The following is a 26,049-nucleotide window of genomic DNA, read 5'->3' on the forward strand; positions in this document are numbered from 1 at the left end:
ATCTGAGATATGAACAACTGTTACTAATCCAGCTTTAAAATATCATTTAAAAACTTACGTTCCAATTTTGTAAGTTCATCATTTGATTGTCCATATTGTTTCAAAAGCCCCGGTGATTCCGATTCAATCAACTTCGATTGAACAATATCCATAGAGGAAGAAAATATTCTGGCACCATGCTCAAGCAATATTTTTATATTGCTTATAAGCCTGGAGGTTTCATCAGGATTTTGATTGTTTTCATTTTTAAGCTTGGAAAGCAGCATATATAAAGCATAGCTATTATCTCCAACATGTCGTTCAAGCATAATTTCCAACTCTTTATTGTCTCCAAACGCTGCTGTCTTGGAAAGAATATCCCAAGGTAAACTTGTTGTGCCTGGCTCTGTCCACATCAGCCGTATTTCATCACTGTCCAATTGAGCAACCAATAACTCGATCAACTTATAATCTTTGGTTTTCCCATAGCCGATATATAACAAATCTAATGGAACAATATCAACTCCGCGATCAATAAGATCTTTAGCTAATGTGAATGGTATCCGCCCACGTTCATTCATTAATAAAAGACCGATCAATGATACGTTTTGATTTTCATATATTGAAAAATTCTCATTTACTGAAATCTTGCCATTATCTATAGCTGCAATTAGGCCATCTGAACCCATCCTAAAGTACGTTAATACTAATTCTACTTTGGGTAACATTTGAGTCAATGTTTCGCGGGAAATAGGTTCTAAAGGTTCATAGTAAGTATTGGATAAACATTCTATAACAGCTTCATCTGTCTTCGTATGTTCCTTCATCAACCATAACAAACGATAAACTGATTGACTGCTGGAGGCGTAAGATACGAGAGCCTTATTGATTTTACGAGATTTCTGCTGAGTTTTATTTACATCATCTACTTGTACATAACTACAATCTGGCAATATATCATCTTGAGAATCGGTGACTGCAATTGTTGAGCTTAAAGGACAAATCATTAACATCACAGTAATGAAAGTTTTTGTAATTGTCTTCATGACATCCAACCTCCAAGTTTATAAATATAACTTGTTAACTTGCCGCAAGTTTCATCAAAAGATGACCACCAAGCAGCGCAATTTGCCTCTGTCTGGTTTGTGTAATAAGCCCCTATAGCACCTATTACCACTCCACTATAGTAAGTTCCGGATGCGGAGTAACACTGCTTCTGCTTAGCACTTTGAACTATAACATCGCAAACCTCGTCCATCTCTAGGCTAAACTTCCCATCACAAAAAGATTTGCTTGCTGTTATATTGTCATAACACACGTCATGATTATTACACGCACCTTCAAATGATGTTTTCCAACTTTCATATGGGTAACCTCCCGGAATTGAGCACCCATTTGTGCGTGGAGTAGCAAGAGCCGTTGGTTTCCCGTAACACCCGTTTGGTTTTTTCGCTAGAACTGCCTGGCATGCCGTTCTTAGTGCTTGTTGCTCATCTACGTTAACGTAATCATCCAAGAAGTTTTGATATCGATACAGCGATTCAAACTCTAACTTTAACCACATTATGTCCATTGGATAATAGGTTCCGTAAACAACAATATGTTCAATATCATTGCCAATATCTTCAACTGCTTTGGAATTGAGTGATGCAATTACAATCCAAATTGTAAGAATAAATGAAAGTATAGGAGGGAAATTTTTTTGCATGTTCCTATTCCTTTAGTAATTTTACCTGTAGTTGTGATCGCGTATATCAATGATTATTAATTACTTTATTTCGTCAATTGCTTGCATTCAAATGGTCAAATAATAACCACTATAAGAATATATGAGCTAGATAATTAAGTTAGTCAAGAAAATTTTAAAGAATGTTAAACCCTGTTTTTCCTATATACTTTCCATATTCTTGAAGTATATCTAGTCATGCTCGCCAAGAAAGGTTCTTCCATTATCCGCAAGATGGTGTCAAGGGTATTACTATTCTAAAGTTGAGTGTCGTTGTATATCAAAAATCGTGAATGTAATTCTAAAATTCATTTAGACGTCTAGACGTAAAGATGTTGATTTGTTCTATGGTAATTGGCAAGATACGCGCATGGTCTGCTAAATTACATCAGGAATCGTTATGCCAATCCGGATCCCCGTTGATTTACCCGCATTAAATGTATTAAGCGAAGAAAACATCTTTGTGATGGATACCGAGCGAGCGATTAATCAGGATATTCGCCCGATGGAAGTGGGAATTTTAAACCTGATGCCAAATAAAATAGAGACGGAAGTGCAAATCCTGCGCTTATTATCTAATACGCCGCTACAAATTAATGTGGATTTGATTCGCATCGATAATCAGGCACCCAAAAATACGCCTAAAGCACACATGGATAATTTTTATTATCAGTTTGAACAGGTGGTCAACAAAAAATACGATGGCTTGATCGTGACGGGTGCACCGCTGGCGATGCTGGATTATCAGGATGTGAAATACTGGGACAAAATGCAGATAGTGATGGATTGGGCGCGTCGTCATGTCCAGTCCACCATGTTTTTATGCTGGGCGGCTCATGCTGCCTTGTATCATTATTTTGGCTTAAACCGTAAACTGAATGAACAGAAGTTGTGCGGGGTTTTTCCCCATCAGGTCAATTTTGAACATGATGAGTTAATGCGTGGTTTTGATCCGGTTTTTTACGCCCCCCATTCCCGGTACGGGGAAATCAGTATGGCGGATTACCAATCGGTGCCGGAGTTAAATATATTGGCCAGTTCGACTCGTACTGGCGCCCATATTGTGGCTTCCCAAGACAAGCGACTGGTATTTGTGACCGGACATCCGGAATACGATCCTGAGACATTGGATCAAGAATATCAGCGGGATATACGTGAAGGGCTTAATCCAAGTGTGCCTGAAAACTATTATCCAAATGATGATCCGAGCCAACCACCCAGCGTAACATGGCGTTCACATGGCACTTTATTGTATGCCAACTGGTTAAATTACTATGTCTATCAGATCACGCCTTATGATTTATCTGATATTAAATAAATTTGATTTGTAGAGGTTTATCTTGCAGCAAACTGAACATTTACTAAAACAAGCATTGGCAGAGCGTATTTTGATCCTTGATGGTGCTATGGGTACCATGATCCAGCGCCATAAGCTGGAAGAAGCCGATTATCGCGGGACACGATATGCTGACTGGCATACCGATATTAAAGGCAATAACGATTTGCTGGTGCTGACTCAACCAGATATTATTTTTGATATTCATTGCCAGTATCTGGCGGCCGGTGCGGATATTATTGAAACCAACACCTTTAATGCCACAACCATCTCGATGGCTGATTATGAAATGCAGTCATTGTCTAAAGAGATCAATATTGAAGCGGCCAAATTGGCGCGTAAGGCCGCGGATAAATACAGTACACCGGACAAACCCCGTTTTGTTGCGGGCGTATTAGGCCCGACGAGTAAAACCGCCTCGATCTCACCGGATGTCAACGATCCCGGTTTCCGTAACATATACTTCGATCAATTGGTTGAGGCTTATATGGAGTCTACCCATGCGTTGATTGAAGGGGGCGCGGACCTGATTTTGATCGAAACCATTTTTGATACCCTCAATGCCAAGGCTGCGGCCTTTGCGGTAGAGCAGGTATTTGAAGATTTGGGCGCACAATTGCCGGTGATGATTTCCGGTACTATTACCGATGCGTCAGGACGCACTCTTTCCGGTCAAACCACCGAAGCGTTTTATTATTCCTTACGTCATATCCAGCCAGTGTCTTTTGGTTTGAACTGTGCCTTGGGGCCGGATTTGTTGCGCCAGTATGTGCAGGAGCTATCGGATGTGAGTGAATGTTTTGTTTCGGCTCATCCGAACGCCGGTTTGCCGAATGAATTTGGTGAATACGATATGGAAGGTGATGAAATGGCGGTGCACATTAAAGAATGGGCACAATCCGGATTGCTGAATATTGTTGGAGGGTGTTGCGGCACCTCACCGGAACATATTCAAGCCATTGCCAATGCCGTTGAGGGCGTGGCACCTCGTCAAATCCCTGAGCGCGAAATTAAAATGCGTTTATCTGGCCTTGAGCCGTTCGTCGCATAGGAAGTTTTATGACTCAACAAACAGCCAGTTTTATTAATGTCGGAGAACGCACTAACGTCACCGGCTCCGCTATGTTCAAACGCCTGATTATGGAAGGCGATTTTGATACCGCCTTAGATGTGGCCCGCCAGCAAGTGGAAAATGGCGCACAAATTATCGACATCAACATGGATGAAGCCATGTTGGATTCTGAAGCCGCGATGCAGCGCTTTTTACATTTAATTGCCTCGGAGCCGGATATTTCGCGGGTACCAATTATGCTCGACTCCTCCAAATGGAGTGTTATCGAAGCCGGGCTTAAATGTGTACAAGGTAAGGCGATTGTAAATTCCATCAGCTTAAAAGAAGGCGAAGAAGCCTTTTTGCATCATGCCAAGCTGGTTAAACGCTATGGTGCCGCTGCGGTCGTTATGGCCTTCGATGAAACAGGTCAGGCCGACACCGAAGATCGCAAATATGAAATCTGTGAACGCAGTTATAAATTGCTGACCGAGAAAATCGGCTTTCCAGCGGAAGATATTATCTTTGATCCGAATATTTTTGCCGTGGCTACCGGTATTGAAGAACACAACAATTATGCAGTGGACTTTATTAACGCCACGCGCCGAATTAAACAAAACTTACCTCATTGCCACGTGTCCGGCGGTTTATCCAATGTATCGTTTTCATTCCGGGGCAATAATCCTGTGCGCGAAGCCATGCACTCGGTGTTTTTATACCACGCGATAAAAGCCGGCATGGATATGGGCATTGTGAATGCCGGACAACTGGCGGTGTATACCGATATTCCCGAAGAGCTCAAAGAAGCGGTAGAAGATGTCATTCTTAATCGTCGTGATGATGCCACTGATCGCTTGTTAGAAATGGCACCGCGCTATTTAGGTGATGGTAAAGAAATTGCCAAGGCCACCCTGGAATGGCGTGAATGGCCAGTTAATAAGCGCCTTGAACATGCGTTAGTCAAAGGCATTACCGATTTTATCGAAGAAGATACCGAAGCTGCCCGACTGGAAGCCGACAAACCCCTGCATGTGATTGAAGGGCCATTGATGGACGGCATGAACGTGGTGGGTGATTTATTTGGTGAAGGCAAAATGTTTCTGCCGCAGGTGGTCAAATCGGCCCGGGTAATGAAACGCGCCGTAGCTTATTTGGAACCTTTTATCGAGCTGGAAAAAGATGCTGGTAGCAGCAATGGTAAAATCCTGCTGGCGACGGTAAAAGGTGATGTACATGATATCGGTAAAAATATTGTGGGTGTGGTACTGCAATGTAATAACTTCGAGATCATCGATTTGGGTGTGATGGTATCTTGCGAGAAAATTCTGCAAACCGCTCGCGATGAAAAGGTCGATATGATTGGTTTATCGGGCTTGATCACCCCATCTCTGGATGAAATGGTGCATGTGGCCAAAGAAATGCAGCGCCAGAATTTTGAGTTGCCGTTATTAATTGGTGGCGCCACCACCTCCAAAGCGCATACCGCCGTCAAGATTGAACAGAATTATCAACATCCGGTGGCGTATGTACCAAATGCGTCACGGGCAGTGGGGGTCTGTCAGCGCCTGATTACCGCCGAAAATCGCGCCACTTATGCCGCAGAATTAACTAAAGAATACGACAAGGTTCGTGAACAGCATGCGCGCAAACAGCCGCGCAGCAAGCCAGTCGGTTTAATGCAGGCACGGGCCAATAAATTCCCGCTGGACTTTAGTGATTATCAGCCTACTGTTCCCAAGCAGTTAGGGGTTCAGCCTATTGAAGTCAGCTTACAAGCATTACGCGAGTTTATTGATTGGACACCGTTCTTTTTAACCTGGTCATTGGCAGGAAAATATCCACGTATTCTGGATGATGAAGTGGTAGGCGAAGAAGCGAAAAAATTATTTGTCGATGCTAATGCACTGATGGATCAAGTGATTGAATCTGGTGAGCTCAAAGCCAAAGGGGTGATGGGATTGTTCCCGGCCAATGCGGTCGGCGATGATATTGAAATTTACACCGACGAGACCCGTAAAGAAATAAGGTTGGTTAGCCATCACTTACGTCAACAGACCGAGAAACCAAAAGGCGCTAACTACTGTTTAAGTGACTTTGTGGCAGAGAAAAGCTCGGGTATAGCCGATTATGTCGGTGCGTTTGCCGTGACAGCGGGTATTGGTGAAGATGAGCTGGCCGAGCGTTATAAGGAACAGATGGATGACTATAATGCGATTATGGTAAAAGCCATTGCGGATCGTTTAGCTGAGGCTTTTGCCGAATATTTGCATCAAAAAGTCCGTAAGGAAATCTGGGGCTTTGCCGCTGATGAGCAACTGGATAATGATGATTTGATCCGCGAAAAATATCAGGGTATTCGTCCTGCTCCTGGGTATGCGGCGTGTCCGGAACATACCGAGAAACAGGCTATTTGGGATTTACTTGATGCGGAAAAACATACCGGAATGCAACTGACTTCCAGCTACGCTATGTGGCCGGGAGCGGCAGTATCCGGTTGGTATTTTGCTCACCCGGATTGCCGTTATTTTGCGGTGGCACAGATCCAAAAAGATCAGGTGGAAGACTACGCCAAGCGCAAAGGCTGGGATGTAGAAACCGCAGAACGCTGGCTGGCACCGAATCTGAATATGTAACTTGTATTTGGGGTATAAGGACGATTTATGTCAATCTTTGACATAAATCGTCAATTGGCGAATAATTCAGCTACGTTCGGTAGTGGGTAATGATTAATATGAATTTGAATATTACACCAGAGCTGGAGCAGTTTGTGCGGGAATGCGCGGCCTCTGGTGATTATAATAATGCTAGTGAAGTGGTGCGCGAAGCCTTACGTTTGTTAAAACGACGAGAAGCTCATTATGCCTTGAGCATGCAAAATTTACGCGAAGCATGCGCTGCGGGCGATAGTGCTATTGCCAATGGTGATTATGTTGATCTGGCAAACGCAACAGAATTGGACGCGTTTTTTGCCAAGCTCTAAAGCCTTACGAATATCGACACCCGCCGAACAAGATCTAGCTAAAATTGCCAATTATACACTTGAACAGTGGGGCAACGCTCAACAACAACACTATTTAAGCAAACTACAGCAGGCATTATGGCTATTATGTTCCGAGCCTGAGGTTGGCAACAGTAGAGATGATATATTGCCTGGAGTTTGCGTGTATACCGTAGGAAAATACAGGGTTTTGTACCGCGTGACCGCACAACATTTGGTTATTTTGCGTGTATTACATCAGAGTATGTTAGTACAAAGGCACTTACCAAATGACGATTAAATTATTTGATAAAACTGTATTTGAGTCGCTTGAAAAGGCGGCTCAAACTAGTCCCCGTTTGCGCAGTAATCACAATGTACATGATGATTTAGCCGATCCGGTGCAGCGCTTGTTTATTACTCTTGAGCCGGGGTCTTATGTTCGCCCTCATCGCCATAGCCAACCAGAAAAATGGGAATTTTTCTTAATGGTCAGTGGTGAGGTGTCATTTTTGATTTTCGATCAGCAAGGCACTTTGCTAGAACGCCATCGATTAAGCGCTGAGGGAGATCTCAAAGGCTTGGAAATTCCCCATAACACTTGGCATGCGGTGGTGCCGGGTGATAAACCAGCCACTTTTTTTGAAGTCAAGCAAGGGCCTTATTTGCCTATGGATGATAAGGATTTTGCTGATTGGGCGCCGCAGGAAGGTGAGCCCGGCGTTGATGTGTTTCTGGCAAAATTGCAAACATTAGCTATTGGCGAGCGAGTATAAAATGAACCATCGTCCCTTCAGTCAAGCCTGTGAAAATAACAAACAACCGATACTGGATAAGTTGCAATTGCATTTTGCCAACGTGAGTCAAGTATTGGAAATTGGTTCCGGTACTGGTCAACATGCAGTATTTTTCGCAGCCAATTTGCCCCATTTGCACTGGCATACCAGTGATATGCCGAGCAATCATGGTGGGATCAATCAATGGCTGAGCGCGTACCCTGCTGATAATTTACATCCTCCGGTTGATTTTACGGTGGGGAGCGATAGTTGGCCCTGCCCACAAGCCGATGCGGTATTTACTGCGAATACCACCCATATTATGCAGCCGGATGAAACCCGATTAATGTTGCAGTTGATCGCCGAAAATTTGCCTGAATCCGGCTTTTTTTGCCAGTACGGACCGTTTAACGTTGACGGTCAATACACCAGTGACAGTAATCGGGAATTTGACCGCTATCTGCATTTACAAGGGTGTGGCGGGATTTGGGATATAGCCGACTTGCAGGCGGTGAGTACTGAACTAACGTTAATCGAACAATATCAATTGCCGGCTAATAATATGTTATTAGTTTGGCAGAAACAGAGTATCTAATGAGCTGGCAACAATGGATGGTCGGCTTTGCCGGGGCATCACTTGTTGAGTGGCTCGCCACTGTCAGTGGTTTTATCTGCGTTTTTTTATTGATCAAACGTAATATCTGGAGTTTTGCCTTCGGTTTTGTGCAGGTGAGTTTATATGCCTGGATCTTCTTTGGGGTCAAACTCTATTCAGATATGTTGCTGCATATTTTCTATATGGGATTTCAACTTTACGGATGGTGGATTTGGTCTAGATCCACAGATGAACAAGGCCATATCAGCCCCAATCCAGGCAAATTGAGCGAATATTTGCTGTGGATAGTGGTGGCAATGATAACCACTATTGGATTGGGCAGTGTTATGGCGCATGGCACTGACGCCAGTTTTCCTTATGCCGATGCCTTTACCACCTGCGCCAGTCTGGTGGCACAATGGCTGTTATCCCATAAAAAACTGTTTAACTGGTTGTTCTGGATAGTGGTCGATGTGGTCGCCATTGTCATTTACTGGCAAAAAGGTTTATATCCTACTTCGGTATTATATTTATGCTTTCTGATTATGTCAGCGGTGGGGCAATGGCAATGGTGGTTAAGTTATTCTCGGGTGACTAAACCTGTTGTTATAGCTAAATAAGCAGGGTTTAATCATCGATTAAACCCTGCTTGATGTTATGCCTCTTCATCCTGAAAAATATCTTCAATCGACAATTTAAACAATCTGGCTGCTTTAAAAGCCAGTGGTAAACTGGGATCAAATTTACCTTTCTCGATGGCATTAATGGTCTGACGTGATACTTCCAGCGCGTTGGCTAAATCGGCTTGAGTCCAGTCTCGCTCGGCGCGTAATACCTTTAATCGGTTTTTCATTGGTACTTTCTCCGGCCAATGAATACACCAATTAGGTAGGTAATACCAATGATAAACATCAGGTTCGACAATGTATTTTTTACATTAAGTAGCTGATCACCCTGAATGGTGCCGTAAGCCATACCAACGATAACCACCACGCCTAATGTCAGCGCCATGGCCTCTAACTGAATTTTCTGTTGTAACTCATCCTGTACCTGCAAATGTTTGTGATTAGCGACCAACATACCAATACCAACCAGTAAATTAACTATGGTGGCTGCATGGCTTAACATTGTTTGCTGCCATAAAAAAATAGGGCCGAAGGTGGCTAGTGCCAGTGTAACTAACCATGCACCTGTCCAGTACGCCATTTTTAAGGTGTTGCTTTTCACTTGGTTGTGCCAATTATCTTGCTTGGACTGTGTCATTTGTCTATCTCCTTTGTCTTTAAGTAAAGTAAGCTTGACTTAATATAAACTCAGAAATACTAAAGTCAAGTTTATTTTACATAAAGAGTGGTTTGATTTACTTTTATTGGATGAAAATGCTAATTCGTCGTTGTGGGAGGTTATTCGATTTTATAGGGTAATAAGCTCTGCGCTTGGTTTTTGTATTCGTTTAGCTGCGTGGCTTCTTCGACAACAAAGCGATCTATCGCGTTATGAAAAGCGGGTTCCAGTAATTTATGGGCCGAATAACACCATACCGGCTCGAAGCCGCGCAGGATCTTATGCTCACCTTGAGTGCCGGGATTAAACAGATTGAGTTGATTCTCGATGCAATATTCAATGCCCTGATAAAAGCAGCATTCAAAATGCAGGGCGTCAATTTCCTCCAAACAGCCCCAATAGCGGCCATACAAAGTAGTTTGGTCATGTAAAAATAATGCGGCAGCGACAGGAATACCTTGTCGATAGGCCAAAACCAGCATTAGTTGCTCTGGCATGGTTTGACGTAACTGCTGAAAAAATCCCTGACTGAGATACCCCCCGTGACCACTGCGTTTAAGGTAAGTGGATTGATAACATTGATAAAAGTAGTGCATATCATGGTCGGTTATCGCTTTGCCATTCACACGTTTAACGTCAACTTGGGCTTCAGCAATGCGTTGCCTTTCCCGTTTAATGCTTTTGCGTTTGCGTGATGTGCAACGAGCCAGAAAATCATCAAAGTGCTGGTAATCACGATTAAACCAATGAAACTGAACTGATTTACGTAACGCATATCCGGCTTGCTGTAGTGCTGACTGTTGAGCCTCGGGAATAAAAAGCCAGTGCATGGACGAGAGTGAGTGTTGCTCAAGGTAGGCGTCAATTGCGCTGAATATTTGTTGGGTTTGTTCTTTACTTAGCGGTTTGGTGCTGATTAAACGCTCTCCGGGAACCGGGGTAAAAGGAACTGCCGCTATCAATTTAGGATAGTAGTTTAATTGATGTCGTTGATAGGCCTCGGCCCAGGCAAAATCAAATACATACTCGCCGTAGCTGTGAGTTTTAAGATAACAAGGCACGAATGCCAGTAACTTATTGTTTTCATATGCTGTTAAATAGCGCGGTTGCCAGCCACTGGTTGGGTCGACGCAATGCTGTTGCTCCAGGGCCAGAAAAAATTCGTATTGTAAAAAAGGACAATGATTAAATTGCAAACATTGATATTCATCAGCGTTAATCGCTTCGATGTGATCAATAAAAAGGATATCTAACGGCATAACCTCAACTTTGCAACTAGCTTGAAAAAGTCTGAACTATTACACTGAGCCTATCAGTTTCAATCCGGCTTGTTTAATGATTTTTTTGTACAATGACAGACGATAATGCACAAACGATTCGCGATACGTTAATTAGGTTGCTTTCCCGTCGGGAGCACAGCGTTAAGGAATTGTATTTTAAACTACAGTTAAGAGGTTATAGCGCAAAAGACGTGGAGCCTCAGCTAAACCGTTTAATTGAACTGGATTTGCAAAGTGATCGCCGTTTTGCTGAAAGTTTTGTGCGGCAGCGTGTAGCCAAAGGTCAGGGCGAGCAACGTATACGCAATGAATTACGCGAACGAGACGTGAGCGATGAGTTGATTCACTTCGCCTTGCTTGAAGAACAAGTGGATTGGTTCGAACTGGCTAAGATAGTACATGACAGGAAATTCGGTGAAGCGTCGCCAATACTGAAGGCTAGCGAAAAGCAAAAACATCAGCGTTATTTGCAATATCGCGGTTTTAATTCGGAACAAGTGCGTTATGCCTGCCCTTGTGAATTTCACAGACAATCATTTGGAAAACGAAAGTAACGCTGGATTAGCCTGGTTATCTTGTCACAAGCGTATTTTAAGTATAAATATTGACACTCAAGTGGCATTTAAAGCACATTTTTTTGGTGCAAAAGTGGTTATGCTGTAAATAGTTAACTCTTTAAAGTAGGAAAAATGTCTTGAAAACACAGCAAGGCCAGCTCCACATCGCGGCAAAAGTTATTATTGTTTCTTTTTTTGCACTGCTTGTTAGTCCAATGTCTTATGCCGCACAGGGGCTTATCCAACAGCAAAGTGACGATGTGATCTATATTGGATTAGCTGTTATTGCCGCGGTGGTAATGGGATTGTCCATCTGGATTTTGCTGATTAAATCAGCCTTGAAAAAATCGGCTCAAACTCAGCAACAGCAAGCTACAGTGCTGCAAGACAAGCAAGCTCAACTTGACGGCGCCGAGCAGGCTATTTTGCACCTTAACGCTGCTGGGCAAGTCATTTATGCCAATCAGGCCATTGCATTAGTCTTAAAGACCGATCCGAAACAACTAATAAATCGTGAGTTAACCGAAGTCATCAGCTTGCCTGAAACCGGTAAATTAGTTCGTGTGATGTCGGATGGGATTGCCGCAAGTGAACAAATTGCGCTGGCAGACATAGGTAAGCATCTTGTGGTGGGGATTCGTCCTGCCAAAGATAATCATTCTGAACTGGCTTTTATGGTCTCGATTCAGGATGTTACCCGCCTGCAACAGGCTAAAGATCAGTTGCAATCTGAGTTAACTTTCGAGCAAAAGTTATCTGCTGTGGCACAACTTGGTCACATGAATATTGATTATCAAAATAATACAGTTTGTGTCGATCAAACCTTTGCTCGATTGTTACAGCGCCCGATACCTGAAGTCGATGGTTCATTAGAACAACTTCAAAAGCTGATTGTTAGTGATGACTGGTTATCGTGGAAACAAGCGTTGGAACAGGGAAAACAAGGTCAACCGTTCGAACTTAAATGTCGTTTTTTAACCCCCGATGGCGTGGCATATACGCAATTATACGGCTTGGTACAGGCTCAAGATGAAAAAGGTGAAGTCTTACAATTACGCATACGGGTGCAAGATTTAAATCAATTAGCAGCGTTGGAACAGCAAAATGCAGCCGATCAGTTAAAAATCAACAGTCTACTGGGGGCTAATCCTCATCCCATGTATTTTATGGATGAGCAGAGAAAACTGGTTAACTGTAATGCCGCTTTTGAAAAACTGTTTTCTACCCAATTAAGCCAAATTCGAGGCTGCGGAATCGATGAATTAAGCTTTCTACCTGACGACATCAAACAACAGCATAATGTTGATGAACTGATGTTGATGAGCATGGGAGGCGGCATGCTTAAAGAGATAGAACTGCGGTTAGCGGAAGATGACCTGAGGTCGATTCGTTTTAAACTTCAGGGCTATCGCCGAGCAGATGGAAAAATGGCCGGTTTGATTGGCTTGATAGAAGACATCAGTGAGCTAAAAGCCAGTCAGGCCCTGTTAGAACAGGAACGCCAGCGGTTTAGACAAATGCTCGATTTAGCCCCGGTTGCGGTCGCCATTATCGATCAGGACGACCATATTATTCAGGCGAATAATGCTTTCACTGAGCGCTTAGGATTAAGTGCCAAAGAAATGAAAAAGGGCTCGTTCTATCAATTGTTTAACGATCCGATTAATTCAGGTAAAGCGGCCAAGCAACTGCATAAAACGGGTAAGTTACGCGCATTTGCGGCTGATCTAAAAGGTGCCGGCGAGGACTTGCATCCTAGCGAGTTACATATCGATTTGTTTGATCCCGATACTCAGCAATATCTATGTTGGATTTCCGATATTAGTGATAAACAATTCCATCAGGACAAATTTGAAGGCTTGTTGCAACATAGCAGTATGCCAATGGCGGTGCTGAATGAAGATGGCTTTAGCAAACTTAATCCGGCGGCTTGCGAGTTTTTTGCCATTGAAGATGAAGACGAGTTATTCGGACTTTTCCCTTATTCCCCTGAACTGAATACCAATCAGGAAGCGGTTGAGAAACTGCAACAAAAACTCGACAAATTACGTCAGGATGGTCAGGCACAGAGCCTGGTCTGGCAACATCAGCGCAACGAACAGGCGTTACCCTGTCAGGCGACTTATGTGCCGATGTATAAAGGTCAGGAGCTAGATTCCATTTTATGTATCTGGATGGATATGCGAGCGATTAACCAAGCTGATGAGCAGCGCATGGCCGCAATAAACTTGCAACAGGCTGCTGAACGTCGGGTCGCTGAAAAACAACAATTGCTAGAAAGTAGTCAGGATCAACTTGCCAGTAAAGTGCAGTCATTGACCGACACCGAATCGAAGTTGCAGGAAGTGCAACAAGATTTAACTCAAAAGCAGAGCAAGCTATCAGACTTGGAACAGGCTCACCAGGATGTGACCGACAATTTACAGCGCTTAAAACAGGATTATGATCAAAGTCGCAATCTATTGGCTGAAAGCCAGCAAACTAATGCAGAATTGGAAGACCAGTTACAACAATCCAGCGTTAAAGTGAACGCGTTAGAAAAACAACGCAGCCAGATTGCCGATGCATTACAAAATAGCGAACAACAATATAAACGTGCCCAACAAGAACTGGCAGAAAGTGAAGCCACCAGCGATCGGTTGCAGCAAGAACAGCAGCAGCAGCAGCAAAAAATCAGTGAATTTGTTGAGCAAATCGAAGGCTTAAAATCATCAATTGAACAGAAAGACCAGCAAATTAGCCAGGTAAGTGGCCAGATCACTACCTTGCAGTCGCAGCTTGCCAGCTCCGGTGAAGCGGGAGAAAAATTGCGTGAGCAGTTACTTAATCAGCGTAAAGCCAGTGAACTGGCCGAACAGCAACGTCGCGAACTGGAAGAAACATGTCGCCGAGCGCAAGCTGAATTGTCTGGCAAGGCACGCCGTATCGATCACCTGCAACATGAAATGCAAAAATTTGAGGAAATGTCGAATCAGCAAAAAGGTGATATGGAGCAACAACAGAAGTTATTGCAACAAGAGCTGGAAGCCAAACAACAACAACTGATGGAAACGCAACAAATATTGGACGAAACCAAACGTCAGTCAGAAAAAGAAAAAGTTGAGAAAGAACAGCAGCAACAGCAATTGCAAAAAATGCAGGAAGAACTGGCAGAAGTGGAACGTCGTACTGCCGAACAACAGATGAAAATAGCGGATGCAGATAAACACTGGCAGCAACAACAACAAGCGTTACAGCAAGAGTTAGCGGCTAAACAACAGCAACTGCAACAGACCGAACAAATACTGAATGACGCCAAACAGCAAACAGAGGCCGAAAAGGCTGAAAAAGCCAAGCAGCAAAAAATCTTTGAAAAGTTGCAAGCTGAGTTAGCTGAAGTAGAGCAACGTACGGCCGAACAACAACAAAAAATGGCTGAAAGCGACCAACAATGGCAACAGCGCCAACTGGAGCTTAAACGCGAACTGGAAGAGAAACAGCAACGTCTGCAACAAACCCAGGAACAACTAGATAAAACACAACAGCAATCCGATGCAGAAAAATTACAGCGCATGGAGCAGCAGCAGAAGTTTGATCAGTTAAAAGTTGAGCTAGCGGATGTTGAAACTCGTGCGGTAAAACAGCGGGAAATGATGGAAGGCAGCGATGAACAATGGCGTCAGCATCATGATGAAATAGAACAGCAAAAGAAACAGTTGCAACAAGCCTTGCAGGAAGCTGAGAAACAGAATGCCGCGATTCAGGATCAGCTAAAAAATAGCATGCAGGAATTGCAAAAAGCTGAAAACCAGGTGACCGAAACATTATCCGGAGAACAAAAACTACAAGCCGAACTTGAAGAAGCTCGTCAACAAGCTGAACAACTTAAACAGGCATTGCAGCAACGCGAAGAGCAAGAATCTAAATTGCAGCAACAGCTTGAAGAGCAACAAAAAGTCTTACAGGACAGTGAACAGAATATTTCCAGTCTGGAAGGTGAACAAAAACAACTGACTGAACAATTGCAAGCGGTGCGTGAAGAGTATTCCACTACCCAACAAAGTCTGAGCGCGCAGGATAGTAATCAGTCTCAATTAGCCGAGCAGTTGAAAAAGCTTGAACAAGAATTACAAAACAGTAAACAGCAGTTGGATAGTAAAGAAAACGCCCTGCAAGATGCTCAGAAGAAACTGGAAAGTAGTCAGGCAAAATTAACCGAACAGGAACAGGCCTTGGTGGCTGCCCATAAAGCGGAACTGGAAGAAGCCAAATTGGCAAATCAGAAAGACGCAAAACAAGCGGCGAAACCTATTCCGGAATTTGCCAAGTTACCCATGCCGGAAAGTCCGGATGCCTGGTTTGCCTTGCTGCCCTTTTTACAAAACCATGCCAGTACAGAGCCATTGCCGGTTGCATTGAATTCATTGATGGATGAATTACAACAAGCCACCGATAAAACTAACGCTGCTGTAGAAAAAGAAGATGCCGGACAAATTCTGATTAACGCCAGAAAATTGGTCAATATTGCCAACAAGATTAACTCTGAACCCTTGACCGACCTCAGTACGCAATTGGAAGCTGCCTGTAAACAGGGGCAAGTGGACAGCATCTCGATTTTCTGGCCGAATATGCGTAAATCATTACAAACTACATTGCGGGTGATCTATTCACATTTGCAGATCTAATTTAATCATTCTGACTGAACCATGCCATGGATGGCGTTGAGTCTTAATTGAATATCTATCGCGCGTAAAATTGTTATATTTTTATCACTAATTCCCCGTTAAACCTGTGGCTTGCATCTGTAAACCGGCCCATTTTCATGATATGTTGCGCAGCTAATTTTTTAATCAATTTCGCTTTACCCAGTCAGGATTATCGATGATCAAAACCACCGCCGACCTTAGAAGTGCTTTTCTCAATTATTTTGCACAACATAATCACCAAAAAGTGAGTAGTAGCTCACTGGTTCCGGCCGATGATCCTACCTTGCTGTTTACTAACGCGGGGATGAATCAGTTTAAAGATGTGTTTTTGGGCGCTGATAAGCGCAGTTATACGCGTGCGGTATCGTCGCAGCGCTGTGTTCGTGCCGGTGGTAAGCATAACGATTTGGAAAATGTTGGTTATACCGCGCGTCATCACACCTTCTTTGAAATGTTGGGTAATTTCAGTTTTGGCGATTATTTTAAAACTGAAGCGATTAAATTTGCCTGGACTTTTTTAACTGAACATCTCGGTTTGCCGGCAGAAAAACTGCTAGTAACGGTTTATTCCGAAGACGATGAAGCCTTTGCCATCTGGGAAAATGAAATTGGTTTGCCCGCCGATAAAATTATCCGTATCAGTACATCGGATAACTTTTGGTCAATGGGTGATACTGGTCCTTGTGGCCCTTGTTCGGAAATTTTCTATGATCATGGCGAGCATATCTGGGGCGGTCCTCCAGGCTCCCCTGAAGAAGACGGTGACCGTTTTATCGAAATCTGGAACTTGGTCTTTATGCAGTTTAACCGTCAGGCCGACGGTACGATGGAGCCGTTACCCAAGCCTTCAATCGATACCGGTATGGGATTAGAGCGGATTTCGGCTATTTTGCAAAATGTCCACAGTAACTACGAAATCGATATTTTTCAGAATCTGATCAAAGATGCGGCTGACATTGTAGGTAGTGATGATTTACAGGATAAATCCTTACGCGTGATTGCTGATCATATTCGTTCTTGCGGTTTCTTAATTTGTGATGGGGTGATGCCTTCCAACGAAGGCCGTGGTTACGTTTTACGCCGAATTATTCGTCGTGCGGTACGTCACGGTTATAAACTCGGCGCCAATGATATTTTCTTTTATAAACTCTATGCCTCATTGATTAAACAAATGGGTGAGTTCTATCCGGAACTGCAAGCCCAGCAAGCTACGGTAGAAAAAGTATTACGGGTTGAAGAAGAGCAATTTTCACGCACCTTAGAGCGTGGCATGCATTTGTTAAACGATGCGATCGCTAACTTACAGGGCGATACCATTCCCGGTGAAACCGTATTTAAATTGTATGATACCTATGGCTTCCCAGCCGATTTAACCAATGACGTGGCACGGGAAAAAGATTTAAAGATCGATGAAGCCGGGTTTGAAGCCGCGATGCAGCAGCAACGCAAACGAGCCCAACAAGCCAGTAACTTTGGTACTGATTACAACGATGTATTGAAGTCCGAGCAGAAAACTGAGTTTACCGGTTACGAGTTTGAACAAGGTAATGCCAAGGTCGTCGAGTTATTTAGCCAAGGTCAATCAGTGGATAAACTTGAAGCCGGTGCCGAAGGAACGGTCATTCTGGATCAAACCCCATTTTACGCTGAATCGGGTGGCCAAATTGGTGACAGCGGTGTGCTGCGTTTGGCGAAGGGTGACTTTACCGTTAATGATACGGTTAAGTTAAGTCATGCGGTTGCCCACCAAGGGGTTGCATCGGTAGAACTAAAACTCGGTGATACGGTGAACGCGCAGGTCGCCACAGAGCGTCGTCAGGCAATTCGTCTTAATCACAGCGCCACTCATCTGTTACATGCTGCATTAAAAGACGTTTTAGGTGATCATGTTAATCAGAAAGGGTCACTGGTGGATGCTGAGCGTTTGCGTTTTGACTTCTCGCACTTTGAAGCGGTGAGTAAACAAGAAATTACTCAAATCGAAAATCTGGTCAATCAGCAAGTTCGCCTTAACCATCCGTTACAAACCAAACTGATGGAATTGGAAGAAGCCAAAGCCTCTGGAGCACAGGCCTTGTTCGGCGAGAAATACGATGAACAAGTACGTGTGGTATCGATGGGCGATTTTTCGATTGAATTATGTGGTGGAACACATGTCAAACAAACAGGTGACATTGGTTTGTTCCGCATTATTTCTGAAAGCGGTATTGCCGCCGGTGTGAGACGTATTGAAGCGGTAACCGGCCAGGCCGCGTTGGAATATACCCAGCAACAGGCTTCACAGTTGAATAATGTGGCTGCCTTGATTAAGTCTGATAGTGCCCATATCTACGATAAGGTGGCGCAATTAGTCGAACAAGGTAAAGGACTAGAGAAAGAGATAGCGCAACTCAAGCAAAAACTGGCTAGTCAGGCCGGGTCTGATCTGCTTTCTCAGGTTATTGAAATAAAAGGCATCAAAGTACTGTCTTGTGTATTAGAAGGGGTTGAAGCTAAATCCTTACGTGATATGAGCGATACACTCAAGAGTCAGCTAGGCAGTGGTATTTTAATGTTGGGTCTGGCTAACGGCGATAAAGTCAATTTGATCGCCGGTGTGACCAAAGACTTAATCGGTAAAGTGAAAGCCGGGGAATTGGTTAACTTTGTTGCTCAACAAGTTGGTGGTAAAGGTGGTGGCAGACCCGATATGGCACAAGCGGGTGGGTCACAACCTGAAAATTTAGCTACGGCGATTGCGTCAGTTCCGACTTGGTTGGAAGCGCAACTGTAAATTCGAATTTAGGGTAACCCCCTGATAATCGACCAGTTTTTGAAGTGACAACAGAAACAGGAGAGGTCGATAGCAATATTTGTGCTTCTGCTCAAATATAAGCTAACTTTAGAAGGGACTAATTATTGGAATAAACGGAATAGGAGCAAGAGAATGCTAATTTTGACCCGTCGTGTAGGTGAAACATTAATGGTTGGTGATGAAGTAACAGTCACCGTGTTAGGGGTAAAAGGAAATCAGGTTCGTATCGGTGTTAACGCACCTAAGGAAGTGTCTGTGCATCGTGAAGAAATTTACATGCGCATACAGGCTGAGAAAAACACCAAACTTGCTGCTCATGAAGAACCGTCAGGGGATGATGATTAAGCACCAATAGAGAAGGCTGGTTTTCCCAGCCTTTTTATTATCTTGGCAATACCCTTGAGATTATTACCCAGCCAATCCAAACCATCGTCTAAGCGGTTTGAATCGCTTCAATATCAGTTGTTCAATTCCCCATATTACTATCAGTGACATCCACAACAGGGGCAAAAACAACGCCATCATGGCAACAATTAAGGTGACTGCTTTGCCGGCTTTAGCGTCGGGTAGCGCTTGCGGAGCCCCTAATAGACCTTGTGGTTTACGTCGTCGCCATAATATAAAACCACTGACCATCATAATCACTAATCCGCTGGTGGTGATTAGCCCAAGTAGCTGATTAAACCAACCAAATAACTGTCCTTCATGAGCAGATATACCAATGCCAATGACTCTATCTATCGTTTTACGGTCAGAAAATGTCTCGATTCGTGTTAATTGACCATCGTGACTGAACCACGCATTACTGCGCAACATGCGGTTTTGATGGTTAGATTGTGCCTTCCATTGCTGGGTGTTTTTATCGTCGATGGATAATATTACCGGCGGGGCTAAATCCAGTTTGTTGACACGAGCTAATACCGTTTCACTCAAATCAACATGGTTTAAAGCTGAATGGCTCATGTGCTGGTGTTCTTGGGCTCGACTGATACTCCAATCCTGTTGCACGGGAGTCGCTAACCAACTGCGTACCTCTTTAAATACGCTGCCCCATACCAGTGCCCAAGGTAAACCGGTTAATAATAAAAATAGAGCCAGAGAGGATAACCACATACCAGTTACAGCGTGTATATCGCGCCAGAATAGCCGCTTGCCTTTATTTAAGCGGGGATACAAAACACCCGCCAAGCCGGATGCGTGTTTGGGCCACCATAAATATAAACCGGACACTATCAGCACCATCGCCCAACAACCGGCCAATTCAACTAGCACTGAACCCGTATTGCCAGCTAATAGTTCACCATGAAAGCTGCGCACCAACTCAATAAATTGATTTTCTTTTTTTACCACCTTGAGCACATCGAGGTTGTACGGATTGACATAAACTCGCCACGGTTCCCCTTGCTTTAATAACTGAATAATCACCGCCTCGTTTGCCGATTGAGGCAGTTGATAATTTACAAAACGACTTTCCGGTATGGCCGACAATGCAGCTTGTATTTGCTGGTTGGCGCTAGCGCGATGAGCTTCAACGGTTAATGTATGAAAAGGTTGATCAATCCAGTCTTCTATCTGTGGCTTAAATAAAAATATCGAGCCGGAAATCGCCAGCGTCAGAATAAAGGGCATGCAGAATAACCCGGCATAAAAATGCCAGCGCCAGATGAGCCGATAGAGTTTACGGGAAACATTGTATGTATCCTTGTCAGGGGAGGGGTTACTCGATGCCATGGTGCAGATCCATTAAATATCGTAAGCGACACTGAAATGCCAGGTTCTGCCTGGCCAAGGGTGAGCAACATAGCTGATTTGATTGCTCAGGTTATCCACGCCCAGACTGAATTTAAGATTATCGTCCCAGTGATAGGTAGATTTTAATCCAATACGTAAATAACGGTCTTGTGCTCCATATACATGGTACGCGCTATCCAGATTATCCGTGCGACCATAGCTGTTGCTAGCGTACTGCATATTGGCACCGATATCCCATTGTTCGGATAATGCATAATTGACCAGCAAGTTACCGCGCCATTTCGGCATGCGTGGATAGACTTTACCTTCTATATCTGGATTTACACTATTTTTAATAATTGTCGAATCGGTAAATGCCAGATTGGCATTCAGGTTGAGTCCCTCGAAACCGATATCCCGTTGTTGATAGATCAATTCGACACCGCGAGTCGTGACTTTTTCAATCGGTACAAAGGTACGCACCGATAATCCTCCCGGTAAGGTAGTGGATTGGGACTCAATCACATCATGAATATTTTCACTGAATAAATTCACCCGTACGTAACCTTTGTTTAGCAAGTAATCAGCGGATAGGTTGTGGTGGATCCCTGCTTCCGGGCGTAAATCGGGATTAGCCTGACTAACGGTATTGTAAGCCTGATATTGGCTGAATAACTCTTCTACAATCGGGAAACGATACGCTTGGGCTAACGAATAACGAAAAGCCCAATCCTCATTTGGTTGATAGGCCAGTGAAAACTTGGGTGAAAATTGGCTGTTCGAGGTTTTGGGGACGTTAATGAGATCAAGTTCAGGAGTTTGGCTGTCATCTTGTGAATAATAGCCCTTAGCACTGTGGAACGACTCATAGCGGCCACCTAAGGTCATATCCCACTGTTGAGTCATATGCCAATTAAGTTGCGCAAATAAAGCGTTAATGTCAGTTTCGCCACCGCTGCTATTGTTTAGCTTATCTTTGCTACCATTGGCGTAATCGGCAGAGTCATAAATGGCAATATTGAGCTGGTAAGCCTCATACCGGGCGCCGGTAACCAGGGTTAGATTGTGATTGGCAAACTGCTCAACGGTCAGTTTGACTTCAGCGGTTTTCCAACCTGTATCATGATAATCGGTAATTTGACCAGCTGGAGTATAGGCTGGATGCTTAGGGTTGGTCAGCGATGCCCGTGTCTGGTCATTAATAATGCCAAAGTGACTGAGATTGGCCTCAAGGCCAATGGTGTCAGAAATATATCCTTTTACCCGCAGACCAATAGATAAGCTATCGCGATCCATTTGGCTAACATTCAAGCGGCTGGCGGGAATAGAAAACTGCTGACCATTTTGACTGACATCTCCTCCCCAGACTGGATTTCCATTACTATCGATCACATAACTGTTCGCTGAATCGGCCACTGAACTTCTATCTTCATAAGCGATATTCAGCAAGCTGGACCAATTGCCAAAATCGTAACCCAATTTGAATTTATAATTATCTGTACCGGTATCAACCACTCCGGTGTCACCAAAGAATCGTTGTGAACGCCCGAGCTCATCCATTTCGGAAATAGCGCCGGTAACCTCGATAGGCTGATTGTCTGAGGGCTTTCCTCCGTAGTAAAATGATTGTGGCTGACTGTCATTTTGTAGATGGTTATAAGAGAAATAAACACTCACATCGTCAATTTTATTGCCATAAGAGACAAAACTTTTATAACCACTAACACGGTTATCAAAACCATAATCAGCAAAGTCTTGGCTAAAATAACTGGCATCGAAATGAAATTCTTGTTGCTGAGGAATGGCGGTTTCGATTAATACCACTCCGCCCATCGCATTGCCGCTGTATTCGGCCGAGAAGGGGCCATACAGGACTTCTACTTGTGCAATCTCACTGGCTGACACCATGGTCCATCGCGGTGAACCGTTCCAGCGGGATTGCAATAAATAATGTAATGGTACGCCGTCGGCAAACACCATCGAACGTGAGGTTTGAAACATATTTGAGCCGCGTAATCCTAAGGTGCCATTGGCATCACCGATAAAGCGGCGACGGATCACGATACTCGGAGCAAACTTAACAATATCCTCCGTGGTTGCGGCATTAATACTTTGCATATCTTGTTGCTGCATAGTAAAGCTGGGGCTAACCGATTCTTGATTAAGCGAAGATTGCGCCCCCCATATGGTAACTTTTTCAACGTCTTTATCGGGTGTGTCCGGGCTTTGTTCGGCCAATACCGATGTACCAATCAGCGACAATAACAATGTAAAAATGTGATGACGGGGGATGAAAAACTGCATGCAACTACCGAGGGATTTGAATCGTGCTCAGTAGTTTAAATAATCTCTTTTATTAGACAATGTGGCAAATTGTCGCACCACGGAAAATCGCGACCAACCACATTGCGCTGCTTTTTTAATATTAATTTGTTAGCGTAGGCATATAGCTAATTTCTGGTATGCATTTATGAGCGAACAGCACTTTCCACTCACTGACTTTATCGAATACCCGCAGCAACAGATGTTACAACGGGCACAGCAATACTTGGCGGACTGTCGGCGACGTCATTCAATCCGTCAGTTTTCAACCAAGACAGTACCCCAAGAGATTATTGAACAATGTATCTTGGCGGCTGGCAGTGCGCCCAGTGGAGCCAACCATCAACCCTGGCATTTTGTCGCCATTAGTGATGCAAAGGTTAAGGCACAAATACGCACCGAGGCCGAAGCTTTGGAGCACGCGTTTTATGCCGGTAGAGCAGGGGATGAGTGGCTGGATGCACTCAAACCCTTGGGAACCAATGCTAAAAAAGAGTATCTGACAGAGGCTCCGTGGTTAATTGCCGTGTTTAGTCAAAAACGTGGCGGGATAGAGCAGACCGATGATAAAACTAATTATTATGTGCACGAGTCGGTGGGCTTAGCCTGTGGTTTTTTAATTCAGGCATTACATCATGCGGGGTTGGGAACCTTAACGCATACACCCAAACCAATGAGCTTTTTAACCAAGGTATGTCAGCGAGATGCGGATAATGAACGACCCTTTATGTTGATTGGGACAGGTTATCCGGCTGATAATGCCACCATTCCCGCGCATGCACTTAAAAAGAAAGCACTGGAACAGATTTGTAGTTTTGTTTAGCCCAAAGCAAACATACTAGGTACTTATTTTTGACAACCACATCAGGGATCCCAATGAAAAAATTAAACCTAATACTCAGTAAAGCGTCAATGGTGCTGGTGAGTATATTTGTCATGTCAGCTTGTGTTGCTACCAAGCCAGATGCGCAGACCGCCCCAATTAAATCGGTAAAGCGTACGGTTAATCCTTCATTTGATTGTAACAATGCGGAACTCAGTTCCATTGAACAACTAGTGTGTCAGGATAATGTGTTAGCTCAATTTGATCAGCAATTGGGCAACGTCTATCAGCAAGCCTTAGCGAAGGTGCAGGGACAAATGCTAGACCTATTGAAGTCAGAGCAACGCGGGTGGATAAAAGGCCGGGATGAATGTTGGAAAGCCGATGATAAAGTGCAGTGCACTAGTGATATGTATCATATGCGTATTGCCGAGCTACAGGCACGCTTTAAGCTGGTTGATAGCATTGGCCCGATTACATACCAGTGTGCAGAACCAGCAAATGGCGAGCTTAGCGTCACCTTTTATCAATCTGAACCCGCTACCCTGATTGCAAGCTGGAACAACAGTATGTCTTTGATGTATATCGAACCGGCGGCCAGTGGGGCCAAATATCAAGGTCGCAATACGTTATTTTGGGAACATCAAGGCGAAGCAAAAGTTAAATGGGGGCCAGATAGTCCCGAAGCAATCTGCAAAAAGAAGTAGTGTTATTGGCTTCGCCAACGGTGATTGATGATTAATTACAGACTCGATTTTGGAGCCTGAGCTTATTTGCAAGAGTTTCTGCGCATATCTCAACCACACACGCATAAAAAAAAGCCCCGTCGTATGACGAGGCTAATCTAATATGGCGCGTGTGGAAGGATGACTTCGCACATCCATGTGCTACGCCCTTCGGGCCGCACTGCGTGCGTTCAAAAATGTTCCAGACATTTTTGTCAACCCTCCTTCGTCGGTTCAAATCCTTCATGCAGGCTAAAAAACAAAAAAGCCCCAACGAACTGCGTTGGGGCTTTTCTATTTTATATGGCGCGTGTGGAAGGATTCGAACCTCCGACCGCCTGGTTCGTAGCCAGGTACTCTATCCAGCTGAGCTACACACGCGTGGTAAACTTGTTGAGCAATTTGCTCTTTCACCGAATTAACTATACAGCTAATTGTTAATTCTGGCGAAAATAAATCTTCTCGAAATGGCGCGTGTGGAAGGATTCGAACCTCCGACCGCCTGGTTCGTAGCCAGGTACTCTATCCAGCTGAGCTACACACGCGTAATGGCGGAGAGAGAGGGATTCGAACCCTCGATAGGGATTAACCTATACGCCCTTAGCAGGGGCGCGCCTTCAGCCACTCGGCCATCTCTCCGTTTCGAGACGCCGCAGTTTAATGATTCAGGTGTGGAAGTCAATGGTTTTTTGGTTGGAAAAGACCTTGTGACGGGATTTTGAACAAAACACTCATTTTCTATACAGAAACTATTGAAATATGGTGTGCTGCCAGATATTTATGTCTAAACAAGTTTGGTTTTAGGTATATTTATAAAAAGGGTAATACACCACATAAATAGAATTGAGAGGTGTCATAGTGAGTGGAGTAAAAAGGGAAATTAATTTTCAATTTCTGGCTGAACCGACCGATGTGAACTTTGGTGGTAAAGTACATGGTGGTGCTGTGATGAAATGGATGGATCAGGTCGGTTATGCCTGTGCAGCGCAATGGAGTGGTTATTATTGTGTCACCGTGTCCGTTGGTGGGATCCGTTTTTTTCGGCCCATATTGGTGGGGCAAATGGTCACATTGAATGCCAAAATCGTGCATACCGGCAACAGCAGTATGAATATTTTTGTGGCAGTAAAATCCGGTGATCCACAGAAAAATAATATGGTGGATACCTGTCGCTGCATAATTTCTTTTGTTGCTCAAGATGCATCTGGCTACCCGGTTGATGTGCCAACTTGGGTTGCCGAGACGGATGAAGACAAAGCGCTAGAATCCTACGCGGTGCATGCTAAAGAATTTTCTAAACAGTTGGAAAACGAACTGTTGGCTGCTATCAAAGAATAAAATCAGCGTAGATAGCCATTTTTTTAGTGTCTGTTATTTCGCTGCCATTAATAGTGTAAGAGTGGCTTTA

Annotated in this window: 22 protein-coding genes and 3 tRNA genes; 15 read left to right on the forward strand and 10 right to left on the reverse strand. The window is 43.9% G+C overall.

Annotated features, from left to right (window positions below):
* Positions 1-23: 23 nt before the first annotated feature.
* Positions 24-1,025: a hypothetical protein gene (locus ACTD55_RS13440; RefSeq protein ID WP_438864852.1), complete on the reverse strand. Its 1,002-nt coding sequence runs from the start codon at positions 1,023-1,025 to the stop codon at positions 24-26.
* Positions 1,022-1,687, reverse strand: a complete 666-nt coding sequence (locus ACTD55_RS13445) for a hypothetical protein (protein ID WP_438864853.1) — start codon at positions 1,685-1,687, stop codon at positions 1,022-1,024. Before ACTD55_RS13445 ends, ACTD55_RS13440 begins: the two co-directional genes overlap by 4 nt.
* Before the next feature lie 418 nt (positions 1,688-2,105).
* Between ACTD55_RS13445 and metA the strand changes: the two genes are divergently transcribed.
* The 8 genes from metA to pnuC all read left to right on the forward strand — a co-directional run bounded on the left by metA (position 2,106) and on the right by pnuC (position 9,060).
* Positions 2,106-3,023, forward strand: a complete 918-nt coding sequence (gene metA / locus ACTD55_RS13450; RefSeq protein WP_438864854.1) for a homoserine O-succinyltransferase MetA — start codon at positions 2,106-2,108, stop codon at positions 3,021-3,023.
* A 22-nt stretch (positions 3,024-3,045) separates the two neighbouring features.
* Positions 3,046-4,092: a homocysteine S-methyltransferase family protein gene (locus tag ACTD55_RS13455; protein ID WP_438864855.1), complete on the forward strand. Its 1,047-nt coding sequence runs from the start codon at positions 3,046-3,048 to the stop codon at positions 4,090-4,092.
* Between the two features lie 8 nt (positions 4,093-4,100).
* A complete protein-coding gene (metH, locus tag ACTD55_RS13460) occupies positions 4,101-6,725 on the forward strand; it encodes a methionine synthase (RefSeq protein WP_438864856.1) in 2,625 nt (874 codons plus the stop codon).
* Between the two features lie 98 nt (positions 6,726-6,823).
* Positions 6,824-7,072: a type II toxin-antitoxin system ParD family antitoxin gene (locus ACTD55_RS13465; protein WP_438864857.1), complete on the forward strand. Its 249-nt coding sequence runs from the start codon at positions 6,824-6,826 to the stop codon at positions 7,070-7,072.
* Entirely contained in the window at positions 7,059-7,370 is a 312-nt protein-coding gene (locus ACTD55_RS13470) for a type II toxin-antitoxin system RelE/ParE family toxin (protein WP_438864858.1), read from the forward strand. Before ACTD55_RS13465 ends, ACTD55_RS13470 begins: the two co-directional genes overlap by 14 nt.
* Entirely contained in the window at positions 7,360-7,845 is a 486-nt protein-coding gene (locus ACTD55_RS13475; protein WP_438864859.1) for a WbuC family cupin fold metalloprotein, read from the forward strand. The genes ACTD55_RS13470 and ACTD55_RS13475 overlap by 11 nt, the downstream gene beginning before the upstream one ends.
* 1 nt (position 7,846) lies before the next feature.
* Positions 7,847-8,440: a DUF938 domain-containing protein gene (locus ACTD55_RS13480; RefSeq protein WP_438864860.1), complete on the forward strand. Its 594-nt coding sequence runs from the start codon at positions 7,847-7,849 to the stop codon at positions 8,438-8,440.
* Positions 8,440-9,060: a nicotinamide riboside transporter PnuC gene (gene pnuC, locus ACTD55_RS13485; protein ID WP_438864861.1), complete on the forward strand. Its 621-nt coding sequence runs from the start codon at positions 8,440-8,442 to the stop codon at positions 9,058-9,060. The genes ACTD55_RS13480 and pnuC overlap by 1 nt, the downstream gene beginning before the upstream one ends.
* Before the next feature lie 35 nt (positions 9,061-9,095).
* Here pnuC and ACTD55_RS13490 read toward each other — a convergent pair whose 3' ends face one another.
* The 3 genes from ACTD55_RS13490 to ACTD55_RS13500 all read right to left on the reverse strand — a co-directional run bounded on the left by ACTD55_RS13490 (position 9,096) and on the right by ACTD55_RS13500 (position 10,983).
* Entirely contained in the window at positions 9,096-9,293 is a 198-nt protein-coding gene (locus ACTD55_RS13490) for a helix-turn-helix transcriptional regulator (protein WP_438864862.1), read from the reverse strand.
* The gene (locus ACTD55_RS13495; protein ID WP_438864863.1) at positions 9,290-9,703 is read right to left on the reverse strand and encodes a hypothetical protein; all 414 of its coding nucleotides are present in this window, start codon (positions 9,701-9,703) and stop codon (positions 9,290-9,292) included. Before ACTD55_RS13495 ends, ACTD55_RS13490 begins: the two co-directional genes overlap by 4 nt.
* 140 nt (positions 9,704-9,843) lie before the next feature.
* Positions 9,844-10,983 (reverse strand): GNAT family N-acetyltransferase, encoded by a 1,140-nt coding sequence (locus tag ACTD55_RS13500; protein WP_438864864.1) that lies wholly within the window; start codon positions 10,981-10,983, stop codon positions 9,844-9,846.
* A gap of 92 nt (positions 10,984-11,075) precedes the next feature.
* On the opposite strand from ACTD55_RS13500, the gene recX reads away from it, so the two are divergent.
* The 4 genes from recX (at position 11,076) to csrA (ending at position 19,385) form a co-directional block, all read left to right on the forward strand.
* Complete coding sequence (gene recX, locus ACTD55_RS13505) at positions 11,076-11,558, forward strand: recombination regulator RecX (protein WP_438864865.1); 483 nt, start codon at positions 11,076-11,078, stop codon at positions 11,556-11,558.
* A 140-nt stretch (positions 11,559-11,698) separates the two neighbouring features.
* Positions 11,699-16,225, forward strand: a complete 4,527-nt coding sequence (locus ACTD55_RS13510; RefSeq protein ID WP_438864866.1) for a PAS domain-containing protein — start codon at positions 11,699-11,701, stop codon at positions 16,223-16,225.
* Between the two features lie 196 nt (positions 16,226-16,421).
* Positions 16,422-19,019 (forward strand): alanine--tRNA ligase, encoded by a 2,598-nt coding sequence (gene alaS, locus ACTD55_RS13515; RefSeq protein WP_438864867.1) that lies wholly within the window; start codon positions 16,422-16,424, stop codon positions 19,017-19,019.
* 153 nt (positions 19,020-19,172) lie between these two features.
* Entirely contained in the window at positions 19,173-19,385 is a 213-nt protein-coding gene (csrA, locus tag ACTD55_RS13520) for a carbon storage regulator CsrA (RefSeq protein WP_438864868.1), read from the forward strand.
* A 63-nt stretch (positions 19,386-19,448) separates the two neighbouring features.
* On the opposite strand, the gene ACTD55_RS13525 is transcribed toward csrA, so the two are convergent.
* Entirely contained in the window at positions 19,449-20,771 is a 1,323-nt protein-coding gene (locus ACTD55_RS13525; protein ID WP_438864869.1) for a PepSY-associated TM helix domain-containing protein, read from the reverse strand.
* 12 nt (positions 20,772-20,783) lie between these two features.
* Positions 20,784-23,075: a TonB-dependent receptor gene (locus ACTD55_RS13530; protein WP_438864870.1), complete on the reverse strand. Its 2,292-nt coding sequence runs from the start codon at positions 23,073-23,075 to the stop codon at positions 20,784-20,786.
* Positions 23,076-23,241: 166 nt separating this feature from the next.
* On the opposite strand from ACTD55_RS13530, the gene ACTD55_RS13535 reads away from it, so the two are divergent.
* Positions 23,242-23,916, forward strand: coding sequence for a nitroreductase family protein (locus tag ACTD55_RS13535; protein ID WP_438864871.1), 675 nt, complete (start codon positions 23,242-23,244; stop codon positions 23,914-23,916).
* Between the two features lie 53 nt (positions 23,917-23,969).
* On the forward strand, positions 23,970-24,623 hold the full coding sequence (locus ACTD55_RS13540; protein ID WP_438864872.1) for an MliC family protein: 654 nt from the start codon (positions 23,970-23,972) through the stop codon (positions 24,621-24,623).
* A 322-nt stretch (positions 24,624-24,945) separates the two neighbouring features.
* On the opposite strand, the gene ACTD55_RS13545 is transcribed toward ACTD55_RS13540, so the two are convergent.
* The 3 genes from ACTD55_RS13545 to ACTD55_RS13555 form a co-directional block, all read right to left on the reverse strand.
* A tRNA-Arg gene (locus tag ACTD55_RS13545) sits at positions 24,946-25,022 on the reverse strand.
* A gap of 87 nt (positions 25,023-25,109) precedes the next feature.
* Positions 25,110-25,186, reverse strand: a tRNA-Arg gene (locus ACTD55_RS13550).
* 4 nt (positions 25,187-25,190) lie between these two features.
* Positions 25,191-25,280: transfer RNA gene (locus ACTD55_RS13555), tRNA-Ser, on the reverse strand.
* Positions 25,281-25,499: 219 nt separating this feature from the next.
* On the opposite strand from ACTD55_RS13555, the gene ACTD55_RS13560 reads away from it, so the two are divergent.
* A complete protein-coding gene (locus tag ACTD55_RS13560) occupies positions 25,500-25,979 on the forward strand; it encodes an acyl-CoA thioesterase (protein ID WP_438864873.1) in 480 nt (159 codons plus the stop codon).
* Positions 25,980-26,049: the final 70 nt, after the last annotated feature.

The organism is Neptunicella sp. (assembly GCF_048268085.1).
Taxonomy (GTDB): domain Bacteria; phylum Pseudomonadota; class Gammaproteobacteria; order Enterobacterales; family Alteromonadaceae; genus Neptunicella.

Coding starts and splice junctions, on each gene's coding strand:
- ACTD55_RS13440 (WP_438864852.1), bottom strand. CDS start 1,025: ATGAAGACAATTACAAAAACTTTCATTACTGTGATGTTAATGATTTGT.
- ACTD55_RS13445 (WP_438864853.1), bottom strand. CDS start 1,687: ATGCAAAAAAATTTCCCTCCTATACTTTCATTTATTCTTACAATTTGG.
- metA (WP_438864854.1), top strand. CDS start 2,106: ATGCCAATCCGGATCCCCGTTGATTTACCCGCATTAAATGTATTAAGC.
- metH (WP_438864856.1), top strand. CDS start 4,101: ATGACTCAACAAACAGCCAGTTTTATTAATGTCGGAGAACGCACTAAC.
- ACTD55_RS13465 (WP_438864857.1), top strand. CDS start 6,824: ATGAATTTGAATATTACACCAGAGCTGGAGCAGTTTGTGCGGGAATGC.
- ACTD55_RS13475 (WP_438864859.1), top strand. CDS start 7,360: ATGACGATTAAATTATTTGATAAAACTGTATTTGAGTCGCTTGAAAAG.
- ACTD55_RS13480 (WP_438864860.1), top strand. CDS start 7,847: ATGAACCATCGTCCCTTCAGTCAAGCCTGTGAAAATAACAAACAACCG.
- pnuC (WP_438864861.1), top strand. CDS start 8,440: ATGAGCTGGCAACAATGGATGGTCGGCTTTGCCGGGGCATCACTTGTT.
- ACTD55_RS13490 (WP_438864862.1), bottom strand. CDS start 9,293: ATGAAAAACCGATTAAAGGTATTACGCGCCGAGCGAGACTGGACTCAA.
- ACTD55_RS13495 (WP_438864863.1), bottom strand. CDS start 9,703: ATGACACAGTCCAAGCAAGATAATTGGCACAACCAAGTGAAAAGCAAC.
- ACTD55_RS13500 (WP_438864864.1), bottom strand. CDS start 10,983: ATGCCGTTAGATATCCTTTTTATTGATCACATCGAAGCGATTAACGCT.
- recX (WP_438864865.1), top strand. CDS start 11,076: ATGACAGACGATAATGCACAAACGATTCGCGATACGTTAATTAGGTTG.
- alaS (WP_438864867.1), top strand. CDS start 16,422: ATGATCAAAACCACCGCCGACCTTAGAAGTGCTTTTCTCAATTATTTT.
- csrA (WP_438864868.1), top strand. CDS start 19,173: ATGCTAATTTTGACCCGTCGTGTAGGTGAAACATTAATGGTTGGTGAT.
- ACTD55_RS13525 (WP_438864869.1), bottom strand. CDS start 20,771: ATGGCATCGAGTAACCCCTCCCCTGACAAGGATACATACAATGTTTCC.
- ACTD55_RS13530 (WP_438864870.1), bottom strand. CDS start 23,075: ATGCAGTTTTTCATCCCCCGTCATCACATTTTTACATTGTTATTGTCG.
- ACTD55_RS13535 (WP_438864871.1), top strand. CDS start 23,242: ATGAGCGAACAGCACTTTCCACTCACTGACTTTATCGAATACCCGCAG.
- ACTD55_RS13540 (WP_438864872.1), top strand. CDS start 23,970: ATGAAAAAATTAAACCTAATACTCAGTAAAGCGTCAATGGTGCTGGTG.